Genomic DNA, 13,534 nt, shown 5'->3' on the forward strand with positions numbered 1-13,534 from the left:
CCAGATCTGTTTCATACCAAAGGAATCATCACGAGGATGAAATAAATTGGCACTGGCTTAAATAGCACCCTGTTGAGTTCTCAAAGAACAAGCACACACCGAACACCACCCGAATTTCACGGGAAGCATCACGGGGCAACTCATCCAGACTACCGGACCGGTTACGCGACCCCCACCCGGGGGCCGCCCCACTCCGGGCGGCTCAGCGATCCGGCCACCACCCAGGCTCTCCGCCCCGGCGTTTTTGTCCGTTCCTCGCTGGCAGAGAGAACATTACGCGGCCCCCCGACCCGGATGCAAATCGGGGTCGGTTGTCGCCGGTCACATCATCACCGCCCACCGATCCGTAAGGACGCTCGCATTCCGACAAGGGCCGCGGGCTTGGGAACTGGATCGCCAAGCCACCGCCTGAGCTGCGATTACATTCGACGGGTAAGAGGTTGGGACCTGATGCGCCGGCGGGAACCGCATCGCCGGCACCGGCCACTCGACAAGGCCTGACCCTGGACCGGGTGACTTACGGCAGGGTGAAGTGCGCTACCGCCGCCGAGTGCAGGCTGCCCAGCCACACCGTGCCCGACTCCTCGCGTACCCCGGTGACCATGGAGAACCCCGGCGTGACCGTCTGCAGGTCGTGGACGGTGCGCCCGGAAGCGTCGACGGCCTGGACCCAGACGGTGTCGGCGGGCTGGGGCAGCAGCTTGTCGGGCAGCGCCCACAGCAGTCGGCGCAGGAACGGCGGCCGCGGCGCGAGCAGGTCGAGCGCGCGGTTGCGCGGCGAGCCCATCGCGATCCAGATCAGGCCGTCGCTGCCGCGGGCGATGTTGTCGGGGAAGCCGGGCAGGTTGTCCACGAGGACGTCGTCGCGGCCGGCCTGCGGGCCGGTCAGCCAGCAGCGGGTCAGCCGGTATGCGCCGGACTCCGCGACGGCGACGAACGACTCGTCGGCCGCCAGGGCGACGCCGTTGGCGAAGTGCAGGCCGGTGAGGACGCTGGCGACCGTGCCGTCCGGGTCACGGCGCAGCAGTCGTCCGGTGCCGGAGTGCTCGATGAGGTCGGCTTTCCAGTGCACGAGGTCGAACCGGGCCGACGAGTCGCTGAACCAGATGGTGCCGTCGGCGGCGACGGCCGCGTTGTTGCAGAGCCGCAGCGGTACGCCGTCGATCGGCGTGCCCACCGGGACGAGGTCTTCGACCGTGTTGTCGCCGGGCTGCACGCGGAGCAGGCCGCGATAGGCGTCGCAGACCACCAGGGCGCCGTCGGAGGCGACCTCGATGCCGAGCGGGCGCCCGCCGGTCTCGGCGACGACCTCCACGACCTCGTCGCGGATCCGCAGGATGCGGCCGTCGGCGAGCCCGGTGTAGACCGCTCCGTCGGGGGCCACCGCGACGTCCTCCGGCCCGACTCCCGGCACGGGGTGCAGGACGGGCTGGGGCATCGGGATCGCGCTGTGCGACTGCCCGGCTCGCGCGGGGGTTGCCGGGGGCTGCCATACGACCGGCCTGATGCGGGGCTTCATCGAACGTTGACGCTAGTCCCCGCCGCGCCGGGATTCAACAGGCCGGGCAGGTGCGGCGTACACCGCCACGGGCGGGTCGCCGGGGTCGTAGCGATCCGACAGTCCTTCGAAGCTCAGGCCGGCCTTCTCGGCGACCCGGCGTGACGCGGCATGGTCGGGGTGGACGAGTGCTACCAGCCGCTCGACACCGTGGCGCCGGGCGTGGGCCAGCGCCCCGAGCGCGAGCTCCGTGGCGTAGCCCCGGCCCCAGAACGGCCGGGCGAGATGCCAACCGACCTCGTGCTCCCCGGCCGAACCGACCGGGCGCACATAGACATCGCCGACGAACACCGCATCGGGGGTGGTGACCGCCCAGAACCCGCACCCCGGGCCGCGTTCGGCCACCGCCTGCCAGCGCGGGATGTCGGAGGCGATGACCTCGACATCGCCGGGCGGCTCGTCGCCGGTGAAGCGGCAGACCTCAGGATCGGACCACATGGTGAAGGCGTCGGCTACGTCCGTGCGGTCGAACGACCGCACCAGCAGCCGCTCGGTGCTGAAGACAGGGGCAACCACCAGGGCAAGGGTACGGTGGCCGCGATCTCGCGGACGCGAGGGCTGCCCGGCGGCCCGCGCGCTCGCCGGGCCGTGCCTGCGGCCGATGGCCGGCTTCTAGGATGTCGCCGTGGACAGTCCCGCCCCATGACCGCTCCCCTGCCCGTTACGCGACTGCGGCTGGGTGTGCTGGGCCGGTTGGAGGTGCGGCGCGACGGCGAGCAGCTGACGATCGGCAGCGGCCGGCAGCGGGCGCTGCTGACCCTGCTGCTGATCCGGCCGGACCGCTTCGCCTCGGCGGGCTGGCTGGCCGAGGCGCTGTGGGACGGCGCGTCCCCGCCCAGCGCCGAGACGACGCTGCGTACCCATGTCGCGGGGTTGCGCCGCGCGCTGGAACCCGGCCGGGCCGCCAACGCCGAGCCCCGGGTGCTGGTCAGCCGGGACGGCGGCTACCAGCTCATCGTCGGCTCCGAAGACGTCGACGTGTCCCGGTTCGAGGTGCTGTCGGGGCGGGCCGCCACCGCGCACGCCGCCGGTGACGCTGCTGCCGCCGAGCGCGACTGGGCCGCGGCGCTGAGCCTGTGGCGTGGCGAGCCGCTGCCCGACGCCGCCGGGCTGGCCGCCGCCCAGCCCGAGGTGGCGCGCCTGCTCGGGCTGCGGTTGCAGGCGACCGAGGGCCGGCTCGCGGCGGCCGTCGACGCCGGCGGCCACCTGCGGGTGCTGGCCGAGCTGCAGGCGTTCGTGGCCGCGCATCCGCTGCGCGAGGGCGCGCGGGCGCAGCTGATGCTGGCGCTGTACCGCAGCGGGCGGCAGGCCGAGGCGCTGGCGCTGTTCACGCAGGCCCACCGGCTGCTGTCGGGTGAGTACGGCCTGGACCCCGGCGAGCGGCTGCGCGCCGTGCACCGGGCGATCCTGGCGCAGGACCCGTCGCTGGACGTCCCGCCGCGCGGCACCGCGCGCCCGTCCGCGCCGCCGGCCGCCGGTCAGCCGCTGCCCGGCCGGGTGGCGGAGCTGGACGCGCTGGCCGCGGCGGCCGAAGGGGCGCGGGGCGGGGCAGGCCGGGGCGTGCTCGTGGTGGGTGAGCCGGGCATGGGCAAGACCACCCTGGTCACGCGGGCCGCGGCGGCCGCGGCCCGCGACGGTGTCCCGGTGGTGTGGGCGCGCTGCCCCGCGGTGGGTCAGGCGCCGCCGTTCTGGGTGTGGATCCAGGTGGTGCGTGAGCTGGCCGCGGCACCGGGCGCCGGGGACGCGGGCGCGCTGGCCGCGCTGGGTGCGACCGCGCCCGACGAGGCGCCAGCCGATCCGGCGGCACGGTTCCGGCTGTACGAGGCCGTGGCGCGCCTGATCGACGCCGCGGCCCGCGAGCAGGGCCTGCTCGTGGTGCTCGACGACCTGCACGCCGCCGATCCCGACTCGCTGCTGCTGCTGCGTTACCTCGCGGGGGCGCTCGCGCCGACCCGGGCGCTGCTGGCCGCCACCTCGCGGCCGTACGAGCACGATCCGGGCCTGGTCGCGGCCGTGGCGGAGCTGGCCCGCATGCCGGGTTTCACCAGGCTGGACCTGTCCGGGCTGGACGAAGCGGCGCTGGCCGCGCTGGTGCGCCGGGAGACCGGGGCCGAGCCGGCTCCGGACGAGCTCGCCGCGCTGCTGGGCCGCACCGGGGGCAACCCGTTCTTCGCCATCGAGCTGCTGCGCCACGGCGGGACCGGGGAGCTGCCGCCGACCGTCCGGGACACGCTGCGCCTGCGGCTGGACGCCGTGCCGGGGCCGGCGCGCGACCACCTGGACGTGCTCGGTGTCGCGGGGCAGGACCTGGCGGTGCCGCTGCTGGCCGAGGTGCTGGGGGTGACCGCGGCGCAGGCGGCCGAAGCGCTGCTGCCCGCGTACGCGGCGCGGCTGGTGGTGGAGACGGGGCCGGGGCGGGTCGGGTTCGCCCACCCGCTGTTCGCCGAGGTCGGCTATGCGGTGCTGGCGCCGCCGCGGCGGGCGGGGCTGCATGCGCGCCTGGCCGGGGCGTTGGAGCGGCTCGGCGGGGCGGCGCCGGCCGAGATCGCCTACCACTACGGGCATGCGGCGAGCCTGGGGTACGCCGACGACCACCTGCGGTGGCTGCTGCGGGCCGCCGACGACGCGACCCGGCGGCTGGCCTACGAGGATGCGCTGGCGCACCTGGACCAGGCCGCGGCGCGGCTGGCCGGGCGGGCCGGGACGGCCGGCGAGGAGCTGGCGGTGCAGCTGCGGCGGGCGGCGCTGCTGCAGGTCACCGTCGGGATCGGCAGCGACGCCGTGGACCGGGCCTGCGTGCGGGCACGGGAGCTGCTGGGACAGGTGCCGCCGGGCGCGGACCTGACCTCGGCGCGGTGGATGCTCGGCGAGCTGGCCGCCAACCGGGCCGAGTACGCGATCTGCCTGGAGCTGGCCGCACCGCTGGCCGCCGACGCCGCGCCGCTGACCCGCGCCGCGGGCACCTACCTGCTGGGCGCGGCCTGCTACTTCGTGGGCCGGCTCGCCGAGGCCGAGCAGCACCTGACGAGCTCGGCGGAGCTGCTGTCCGGCATGGACCCGCAGGTGCTGGGCCCGGAGGTGGCGCGGCGGCCGGCGCTGGCCGCGTACAACTTCCGGGCGCTGGTGCGGTCGCTGCGCGGGGACCGGGCGGCCGCCGAGGCGGACCTGGCGGCGGCCGTGGCGCTGGCCGACCGGCTCGACGACCCCTACGGCCGGGCCAACGCCCGCCTCTACGCGGCCTGGCTGGAGTGGCAGGAGCTGGACGCCGCCCGCGGGCACGCCGCCGCGCTCCGGTTCCGGGAGCTGGGCCTGACGTACGGCATGCCGCACTTCGTCACCACGGCGGAGCTGTTCACGGCGTGGGCGGACGTGTACGCAGGCGACCTCACCCAGCGGGAGCGGATGCGCGCGGCGTACGAGGACCTGTACCGGCTGGGGCTGCGCGCCACCCGTACCCTCTCGCTCGGCGCGATGGCCAACGCCCTGCTGGCCGTCGGTGACCGCGCGGGCGCGGCCCGGCTCGCGCAGGAGGGGCTGGAGCTGGCCGAGCAGACCGGCGAGCGGGTCTTCCTCGCCGAGCTGCTGCGGGCGCGCGCCCTCGCGACGGGCGACCCGTCCGGCCTGGCCGCCGCTGCCGCCGTCGCGGCCGAGCAGGGCGCCCGCCTGCTCGCCGACCGCGTCGCGGCGGTCTTCCCGCCGGCCTGAGCTGCCCGGTCCGCCCGGGACCCGGTGGTGCGGCCGGGTCGAAGACCTCCGGCGCGGCGGCGGCCGGGTCGCGCACCTCCGGCGGGGCCGCCGCCGGGCCGTCCATGCGCCGTGCCCGGCGGATCGGCTGGTCAGCGCCCGTGGAGGCGGCGGCTCCACGCGGGCTCCACGCCGCCTCCACGGGCAGCGGCTGCACTGGACACGTCGTGATCGCCGATCCGTTGAGGAGCACCCGTGTCCACCCCCGCAAGCCATGCCGACGTCGACGTGCTCATCGTCGGCTGCGGCCCCGTCGGCGCGCTCACCGCGAACCTGCTCGGCAGGCGCGGTGTCACCACCCTGGTGGTCGAGCGCAGCCGCGAACCGCACGGCCAGCCCCGCGCCTTCTCCTGCGACGACGAGGCGCTGCGGATCTACCAGCAGGCAGGGCTGCTGGCCGAGGTACGCGACGGGATGCGCACCGCCGGGCTGGTCGACTACACCGACGGCGCCGGGCGGCCGTTCGCGCAGATCACGCTGGACGACGTCGACTTCGGCCTGGGCCACCCGCCGCTGCAGTTCTTCGACCAGCCCCGGCTCGAGCATGCGCTGCGGGCGGGGCTGGGCCGCTTCCCGCACGTGGAGCTGCGGCTCGGCGTGGCGCTGGAGGCGCTGCACACCGGCGCCGGCGGCGTGACCGCACGGGTACGCGATTTGGCCGGCGGGCACCTCCAGCAGGTGCGGGCCCGGTACGTGCTCGGCTGCGACGGCGCGCGTAGCACCACCCGCGAGCTGGCCGGCATCGCGCTGCGCGGGTCGAAGTACGCCGAGCCGTGGCTGGCCGTCTCCGGTGACCTGCCGCCGGACGCGGTGCGGCTGGACCGGACACGGTTCGTGTGCGACTGGCGGCGACCGGCGTTCGTGTCACCCGCGGCCGACGGCGGCCACCGGCTGGAGTTCATGCTGCGCGCCGGGGAGACCGCCGCGCAGGTCGAGCAGCCCGCGGCGGTCGCCGAGCTGGTCGCCCCGTACGTCGACCCGGAGCGGTTCCAGGTGCGCCGGGCCGCGGTGTACACGTTCAACCACCTGGTCGCCGAGCGCTGGCGGGCCGGGCGCGTCTTCCTGCTCGGCGACGCCGCGCACCAGATGCCGCCGTTCATGGGGCAGGGCCTGTGCAGTGGGCTGCGCGACGCGGCCAACCTGGTGTGGAAGCTGCACCTGGTGCTGGGCGGGCGGGCCGGTGAGCCGCTGCTCGACACGTACGAGCAGGAGCGGCGCCCGCACACCGAGGAGATGGCCCGGATCACCGTACGGGTGGGCAGCATCTTCCTGGCCCGCAGCCGGGCCGGGGCGAAGCTGCGCGACGTGGTGCTGCGCGGTGTGCAGCTCATCCCGCGGGTGCGCCGCTTCGTGCGGCGGTTCGAGTTCAAGCCGCTGCCGGTGCACCGCCGCGGCTGGCACGTCGGCGGCCGGCCGGCCGGGACGATGTTCCCGCAGCCGCGGGTGACGGTCGCGGGCGCCGCGGGGCCGGTGCCGCTGGACGAGGTGCTCGGCGACGGGTTCGCGGTCGTCGGGCCCGCGGTGGGTCCGGCCGTGGCCGCCGATCCGCGCTGGCGCGGCCTGCCGGTGCGGTTCGTGCGGGTGTGCCCGCCGGGGTACGCGCCGGGCGTGGCCGACCGCGACTACCACGAGGTCGCCGACGTGGACGGGCGGCTGGCGCAGTGGTTCACCCGGCACGGTTGCGGGCTGGTCGTGCTGCGACCGGACCGGTTCGTGTACGCCGCCGCCGACGGCACCGATGTGGACCAGGTGAGCAGGACGCTGGCCACGGCGCTGGCGAGCGGCCGCGGCGAGGCGGTGCGGCCGGGCGGCGCCTGACCGACCGCGACGGGACTCAGCCGCGCCCCTCAGCGCGCGCCTGGATGAACCGGCTGGTGGACGGCAGGAGCAGCAACAGTGTGATCAGGAGCGGGATGGTGGCGAAAAGGGCGAACGTCACCACGTCCTTGGCGACCCACCACGCCGGCAGGCCCGCGGTCGACGGATACACCGAAAAGGTCCCCGCCCCCGCGCAACAACAGCCCAACCCGACGGTCGACATCGTGGTCACGCCGACGATCCGCGCGGCTCTCGAACCTCTGGCCAGGAAATACGCAAGCAGGGAGCAGGCCGCCGCCACGGCGAGCGACAGCACACAGATCACGAATATCCGCAGCGTGAAGCCATCACGGCTGAACCAGTGATCGGTGGAGCCTTCGCCGGATGTGGCCACGGCGAAGGCGGCCACGATGTCGCGATTGGTGGCGGTGATGAAGCCGTTGACTCCGAGAACGAGCGCGAGCAGGAGACTCAGCACGCACGCCGTCAGCACCGCGCCGGGGGCCTTCGACCCGGATGCCGGCAGCTCGCCGGGCGACACCGCGGCGCCGCGGCTCCGGGAGCCGGCACTCGGGCGGTCGGTCGTGCGCAGCGTACGCAGGGTGATCAGAAGGCTGAAGAACGCGATCAGTGTGCCTGCGATCCCGGCGATCCAGGAACCGACCTCCAACGCGGCCAACCTCGACTCCCATTCCGCACGCGTTCGCCGATCAACGCCTCTGAGCGGTGGCACGGTTGCCTGATCGACGCCGCTCGCATGTTATCCGTCCCTGACGGACCGCAGCCCCCGCCCGAAACTGTCGGATAGCGGACCTGCCCCGGCGCCGTCCCATGCGGTGAGAAGCGAGCCGGTGCGCGGCCCTGCCGCAAGCGACGTTCACCCGGTCGCCGTCCCGGCGGTGGCCGGGCGAGTCCGTCAGGACTTGGTGAGGACCGCCCTTTCGCGGGGCCGGTGCCACTCCTGGAGCGGATGGAGCATCGATGAGACGACTACGGCTGCCACTGGGGCCGGCGATGCCGGCCGCACTCGCCGTCACGGGACCGCCGGCCCCCGCGGCCGGTGCGGGCCCCGGGCAGTACAGCGGCACCGGCTGCAGCGCCGGCCCGCCGCCCCCAGGGCCGATCTCCTCCGGCATCGACACGCTCGTCCACGGCAGTCGGGTCAACCTGCGCTGGACCTCTGCGTCCGCGACAGAGCGCGCTACCACCACCACCGCCTTCGGAAAGGAGTTCCGATGCGCCGCTTCCTGATGGTCCTCGGCTCGTACTGCCTGGGCTTCGCCTCGATCCTGGTCGTGTTCGGCATCGTTTACCTGAACCGGGACGCGTCGCCGGTGGCGTACCGCTCGTCGGTACCGCCGCTGTCCACCGGCGAGTCCATCATCGCGATGTTCGCCGTGTACCTGATCGCCCTGGTGCTGGGCATGGCGCTCAGCGCGCCGTACGCCATCGACCCGCCCGACACCCAGATCGTCTTCGGCTGGCTCGTGCCGATCGTCTTCGTGCCGGTCATCTGGGCGTTCAAGCTCGTCGACCTGATCGGGTACCTGCAGCTCAAGTTCTGCTGGTGGCTGCTGTCCCTGCTGTGGCACCGGGTCCGCCCGCTGGCACGGCAGCAGCCCTCGCCCCCAGCGCCGTACGGTCCCGGCCCGTATTCCGTACCTCAGCAGGCGGGGCCGGTCGGCCCCTCCTGGCAGCGGGACCCGTCCGGCCGCTACCCGCAGCGCTACTGGAACGGCCAGGCATGGACCGAGCACGTCGCCAACGCCGGCGTCGTCATGAACGATCCCCTGTGAACCGCCCAACCGAGGGACGCCGTTCACCGGCTTCCGGGGGACGGGCGCCACCGACGTGGATGTCGTCAAGCAAACGGGATCCGGCAGCCGCCCTCAGCACAGTGCGCGGGTCCGGCGGCTGCCCGCCATGACGCCGCCCTGCCCGAACCCCAGGACTCCCCCCGTTGACGCATTCGCGAACACCGATTTACGATGTGGCCCTTCGGCGAACAGCACAGGTCTTCCCTGCCCGCTCGTCCCCGCCTGGGAGCGCCCGCATGAGTCGCCGCCGAAGCATCCTGCCCGCCATCGTCGCCCTCGCCGCCCTGGTCCTGTCGACCTCGGTCGCCGCGCCCGCGTCCGCCGCACCCCGGTTCCGGGTGCTGGTCTTCTCCAAGGTCACGAACTTCTACCACGACTCGATCCCCGCCGGGGTCGCCGCCGTGCAGCAGCTCGGCGCCGCTCACAACTTCGAGGTCGAGGCCACGACCGACGCCGCGGCGTTCACCGACGCCAACCTGGCCCGGTTCGACGCGCTGGTCTTCAACAACACCAACTCCACCCCCGCCTCGGGCGCCCTGCTCAACGCGTCGCAGCGGCTGGCCCTGCAGAACTTCGTCCGCGGCGGCGGAGGCTGGGCGGGGCTGCACGCCGCGTCGGCCAGCGAGCGCGACTGGGCGTGGTATGACGGCCTGGTCGGCACGATCTTCGACTACCACCCGGACTTCACCGCGACCGGCGGGGTGTTCCCGGGGCGGATCAAGGTGCTCGACCGCGTGCACCCGTCCACCCGCAACCTGCCTGAGCTGTGGGAACACAGCGAGGAGTGGTACAACTGGAAGACCAACCCGACCGGCCGGGTGCACACCCTCGCCCAGATCAAGGTCCGTGACGGCATCTCCGGCCTGGACGAGGGCGTCGACCACGCGTATTCGTGGTGCCAGAACTACGACGGCGGCCGGTCCTGGTTCACCGCGGGCGGGCACAGCATCTCCTCGTTCAGCAACGCGCTGTTCCTCGACCATCTGCGCTGGGGCATCGAGTGGGCCGCGGGTGCGGTCGCCGGTGACTGCAGCGCCACCCAGCACGGGCAGTTCCAGCGCGTGCCGCTGGTCGACGAGGACCTGGCCGACCCGTTCGAGCTGGCCGTCGCGCCCGACCGGCGCGTGTTCTACATCCAGCGCACCGGCGCCGTGAAGGTCATCGACCAGGCCACCCTGGCGGTGACCACCCTGATCGACTTCGCGTACACGCCCACCCAGACCAGCCAGTCCGACGGGCTGCTCGGCCTGACCCTGGACAACAACTTCGCCACCAACAACTGGCTCTACCTGCTGTGGTCGGACAAGACGCTGAACCAGCTGAACCTGTCCCGGTTCACCGTCAGCGGGAGCTCGATCGCGCTGAGCTCGGAGAAGCGGCTGCTGACCATCCCGACGCTGCGCGGGGAGGCCCGCGCCAACTCGCACATGGGCGGCTCCATCGCCATGGGCCGCGACGGCAACCTGTACGCCGCGATCGGCGACAACACCGACCCGTTCGAGTCCAGCGGCTACACCCCGATCGACGAGCGGGCCGGGCGGCGGGCGTTCGACGCCCAGGGCACCTCCGGCAACACCAACGACCTGCGCGGCAAGATCCTGCGGATCCGGCCGCAGGCCGACGGCACCTATACCGTCCCCACGGGCAACCTGTTCGCGCCGGGCACCGCCAAGACCAGGCCGGAGGTGTACGCGATGGGCTTTCGCAACCCGTTCCGGATCACCGTCGACCCGCTGTCCAACGCGGTGCTCGTCGCCGACTACGGCCCGGACGCGACGGCGGCCAACGCCAACCGGGGGCCGGAGGGCACGGTCGAGTTCAACCGGGTGACCAGCGCCGGCAACTACGGCTGGCCGTACTGCATCGGCAACAACATCGCCTTCAACGACTACAACTTCGCCACCGGCGTCTCCGGGGCGAAGTTCAACTGCGCCGCCCCGGTCAACAACTCCCCCAACAACACCGGCCTGACCACCCTGCCCGCCGCCCGCGTCGCCCTGGTCTGGTACGCCTACTCCGCCTCGGCCCAGTTCCCCGAGGTCGGCACGGGCGGCGGCGGCCCGATGGGTGGCCCGGTCTACGACTACGACCCGGCCAACCCGCGGATCTCGAAGTTCCCCGAGTACTTCGAGGGCAAGTGGATCGTCTACGAGCTGACCCGGGGCTGGTGGAAGACGCTGTCGACCCACCGGACCGGGCAGACGTTCACCGACCCGCGCTTCGGCCCCACCACCCCCGGCGCCCTGCAGTCGATCAACGGAATCTTCGCGGGCATGAGCTGGATCCAGCCGTTCGAGGCCGAGTTCGGGCCCGACGGGTCGCTGTACGTCATCGACTTCGGGGCCGGGTCCGGCAGCGGACGCGGCGGCTCCAACGAGGGCGCGGGCATCTACCGCATCGACTACGTGGCCAACGGCGTGCCACCCACCGCGAAGATCACCGCGAGCCGGGACAACGGGCCCGCGCCGCTGGCCGTGACGTTCTCCAGCGCCGGCTCGGTCGGGGCGAGCAGTTACGCGTGGGACTTCGACGGCAACGGCACCGTCGACTCCACCGCCGCCAACCCGTCGCACACGTACACCACCAGGGGCCGGTTCAGCGCGCGGCTGACCGTCACCGGCGCGGCCGGGCTGACCGCCGTCGCCAGCACCGAGATCACCGTCGGCAACACCCGGCCGACGGTCACCATCAACGTGCCGCAGGGCGGCTTCTTCGAGTTCGGCGACCGCATCCCGTACACGGTCACGGTCACCGACCCGGAGGACACCGCCATCGACTGCAACCGCGTCGTGGTGCAGACGCTGCTCGGCCACGACTCGCACGCCCACCCGCTGGACAACTACGTCGGCTGCGCCGGCACGCTGGTCACCGAGTCCGGCGGCGGCGACGGGCACGGCCCCGGCACCAACCTGTTCACCCTGATCAGCGCGCAGTACACCGACGCGGGCGCGACTGGCGCCCCGGCGCTGGTCGGCTCGCTGCAGGTCGAGCTGCAGACCCGCTCGATGGAGGCCGAGCACTTCGACGCCTCCTCCGGCGTGACCGTGTTCGACCGGGCGACCGCGCAGGCGGGCCGCCGGCTCGGCGACCTCGACAACGGCGACTGGATCAACATCGGCCCGGTCAACCTGCAGAACATCAGCGGCGTCGTGGTCGGCGCCAGCTCCGCGGGCACCGGCGGGACCGTCGAGTTCCGCAACGGCTCGCCCACCGGCGCGCTGCTGGGCACCGCGACCATCCCGGTCACCGGCAGCTACGACTCGGTGGTGTCGCCGACCGTCGCGCTAGCCAACCCGGGCGGCACCTTCACGCTGTACCTCAAGTTCGTGAAGTCCGGGCAGACCGGCGACCCCGACATCATGGCCCTGGACTGGCTGCGCTTCAACGGCCGCGGCGTGAAGGCGGAGTCCGGCGCGACGCTGTCGGTCACCGCCACGCCCACCACCGGCACCGGCCCGCTGACCGTCAACTTCACCAGCACGTCGGCGGCGCCGCCCGGACGCACCATCGTGGACCGCGAGTGGCGCTTCGGCGACAACACCGCCCCGGTCCACGCCGCCACGGCCGGCCATGTCTACACCCGCAAGGGCGTCTACACCGCGTGGCTGACCCTGACCGACAGCGTCGGGGCCACCCACTCCAGCAGCGTCGTCATCACCGTGAACTGACCCGTGGTCCGGCGGGCCGCAAGGCCCGCCGGACCACGGCGGTCGCAGAGCACGCCGGATGTCACCGGGCCGTGCCCGAGCGGCGCTTGGCGAAGACGTCGAAGGCCACGGCCGCGAGCAGCACCAGGCCCTTGAACAGCATCACCCGCTCGCTGGGGGCACCGATGAGCGACATGCCGTTGTTGATGACACCCATGATCAGACCGCCGGTGATGGCGCCGACGACCCGGCCGACGCCGCCCTGCACCGCCGCGCCGCCGATGAAGGCCGCGGCGATGGCGTCCAGCTCGAACCCGTTGCCGGCGGTCGGTCCGGCCTGGTTGAGGCGTCCGGCGAAGACCATGCCCGCGATGGAGGCGAGCACGCCCATGTTGACGAACAGCCAGAACGTCACGGACTTGACCTTGATGCCGGACAGGGTGGCGGCGTTGAGGTTGCCGCCGATGGCGTAGATGTGGCGGCCGTACACGACGCGGTCGGTCAGCAGCGTGTACGCCAGCACCAGCACGGCGAGCAGGACGAGCACCCACGGCAGGTTCTTGAACCGGGCCAGCTGCACGATGACGGTCATGACGACGACGGCGGCCAGGGCCAGCTTGGCGACGAACACCGCGGTCGGCTCGACGGCCTGGCCGTAACGCAGCCGCCCGGCGCGGCCGCGCCACTGGGTGACCACGATGCCGGCGACGAACGCGAGCCCGATGATGAGGGTGAACAGGTCCGCGCCGTCGAGCGGGCCGAGGCCGATGTTGCCGAGGTAGGTGGGCATGAACCCGTTGGCGATCGTGCGGACCTCGTCGGGGAACGGCCCGATGCCCTGGTTGCCGAGCACGGCTAGTGCTTTGACCGGGAAGGTTCGCCGGGTTGGTTGCCGGTCTCTGAGCCGGCACGTGCTGCGTGCTATCCGTTCACGTGTTCCGGTGCCAGCG

At 73.2% G+C, this 13,534-nt stretch carries 8 protein-coding genes; 4 read left to right on the top strand and 4 right to left on the bottom strand.

The window, feature by feature from the left end:
• Positions 1 to 517: 517 nt before the first annotated feature.
• The gene (locus AB0J67_RS34360; RefSeq protein WP_363488773.1) at positions 518 to 1,438 is read right to left on the bottom strand and encodes an SMP-30/gluconolactonase/LRE family protein; all 921 of its coding nucleotides are present in this window, start codon (positions 1,436 to 1,438) and stop codon (positions 518 to 520) included.
• Positions 1,439 to 1,531: 93 nt separating this feature from the next.
• Positions 1,532 to 2,074: a GNAT family N-acetyltransferase gene (locus AB0J67_RS34365; RefSeq protein ID WP_363488775.1), complete on the bottom strand. Its 543-nt coding sequence runs from the start codon at positions 2,072 to 2,074 to the stop codon at positions 1,532 to 1,534.
• Positions 2,075 to 2,200: 126 nt separating this feature from the next.
• On the opposite strand from AB0J67_RS34365, the gene AB0J67_RS34370 reads away from it, so the two are divergent.
• Both AB0J67_RS34370 and AB0J67_RS34375 read left to right on the top strand, forming a co-directional pair.
• A complete protein-coding gene (locus AB0J67_RS34370) occupies positions 2,201 to 5,263 on the top strand; it encodes a BTAD domain-containing putative transcriptional regulator (protein ID WP_363488777.1) in 3,063 nt (1,020 codons plus the stop codon).
• A gap of 234 nt (positions 5,264 to 5,497) precedes the next feature.
• A complete protein-coding gene (locus tag AB0J67_RS34375; protein WP_363488779.1) occupies positions 5,498 to 7,120 on the top strand; it encodes a bifunctional 3-(3-hydroxy-phenyl)propionate/3-hydroxycinnamic acid hydroxylase in 1,623 nt (540 codons plus the stop codon).
• Between the two features lie 16 nt (positions 7,121 to 7,136).
• Here AB0J67_RS34375 and AB0J67_RS34380 read toward each other — a convergent pair whose 3' ends face one another.
• Positions 7,137 to 7,799, bottom strand: coding sequence for a hypothetical protein (locus AB0J67_RS34380; protein ID WP_363488781.1), 663 nt, complete (start codon positions 7,797 to 7,799; stop codon positions 7,137 to 7,139).
• 556 nt (positions 7,800 to 8,355) lie between these two features.
• Here AB0J67_RS34380 and AB0J67_RS34385 point away from each other — a divergent pair.
• On the top strand, positions 8,356 to 8,916 hold the full coding sequence (locus AB0J67_RS34385) for a DUF2510 domain-containing protein (RefSeq protein ID WP_363488783.1): 561 nt from the start codon (positions 8,356 to 8,358) through the stop codon (positions 8,914 to 8,916).
• 257 nt (positions 8,917 to 9,173) lie between these two features.
• Positions 9,174 to 12,605 carry a ThuA domain-containing protein gene (locus AB0J67_RS34390; protein WP_363488785.1) on the top strand — a complete coding sequence of 1,144 codons (3,432 nt, stop codon included), beginning with the start codon at positions 9,174 to 9,176 and terminating at the stop codon, positions 12,603 to 12,605.
• 61 nt (positions 12,606 to 12,666) lie between these two features.
• On the opposite strand, the gene AB0J67_RS34395 is transcribed toward AB0J67_RS34390, so the two are convergent.
• Complete coding sequence (locus AB0J67_RS34395) at positions 12,667 to 13,437, bottom strand: hypothetical protein (RefSeq protein ID WP_363488787.1); 771 nt, start codon at positions 13,435 to 13,437, stop codon at positions 12,667 to 12,669.
• Positions 13,438 to 13,534: the final 97 nt, after the last annotated feature.

It is taken from the genome of Catellatospora sp. NPDC049609 (assembly GCF_040675365.1).
Lineage (GTDB): Bacteria > Actinomycetota > Actinomycetes > Mycobacteriales > Micromonosporaceae > Catellatospora.